Source organism: Nocardia sp. BSTN01, assembly GCF_015354405.1.
Classification (GTDB): Bacteria; Actinomycetota; Actinomycetes; order Mycobacteriales; family Mycobacteriaceae; genus Nocardia.
In genome coordinates this window covers 1-720 of the sequence record NZ_JADKYP010000175.1, presented here as the reverse complement: position 1 = coordinate 720, position 720 = coordinate 1, and the positions used below count along the sequence as shown (strand labels likewise).

Sequence of the window (720 nt, the reverse complement as noted above, 5' to 3'; positions counted from 1 at the left end):
ATACATCCTGGCCACCGCGGATCCGGTCTGCGTGCTGACCTCCGGTGACGATCTCGACATCGACACCGCGCAGGTGCGCATCGACCTGCTGGACCTGTCGGGCTACGCGATCGAGCCGATCACCGACGCGGAGCGCCGCGGCCCGCTGCGGCCGGCCAACACCGCGTACGTGATCTTCACCTCCGGTTCCACCGGCCGCCCCAAGGGCGTCGCGGTGCCGCATGCGGCGATCGTCAACCGGCTGGTGTGGATGCAGGCCGAATATGGCCTCACTCCCGCCGATGTGGTGCTGCAGAAGACGCCCGCGACCTTCGACGTGTCGGTGTGGGAGTTCTTCTGGCCCTTGCAGATCGGCGCACGGCTCGTCGTGGCGCGGCCCGACGGCCATCGCGATCCGGCGTATCTGGCCGAGGTGATCGTCGGCGAAGGTGTCACCGTCACGCACTTCGTGCCGTCGATGCTGGCGGTCTTCGTCGCCGAGGCGGCGGCCGCGCAGTGCACCACACTGCGCCTGGTGTTCGCCTCCGGTGAGGCGCTGGCGCCCAAGTCGGCGCAGCGCCTGCGTGAGCTCACCGGCGCCGCGCTGCACAACCTGTACGGCCCCACCGAGGCCGCCGTCGACGTCACCTATCACGAGGTGACCGATGCCGATGTCGATTCCGTGCCGATCGGCCGCCCCGTCTTCAACACCCGTGTCTACGTGCTGGATTCGCGTCTGCG

At 69.0% G+C, this 720-nt stretch carries 1 protein-coding gene; it reads left to right on the top strand.

Translation table 11 applies throughout. The annotated features are described in order from the left end of the window. Positions 1-720: AMP-binding protein (locus IRT45_RS36405; RefSeq protein ID WP_194810277.1), on the top strand; the 720-nt coding region annotated here is incomplete at both ends.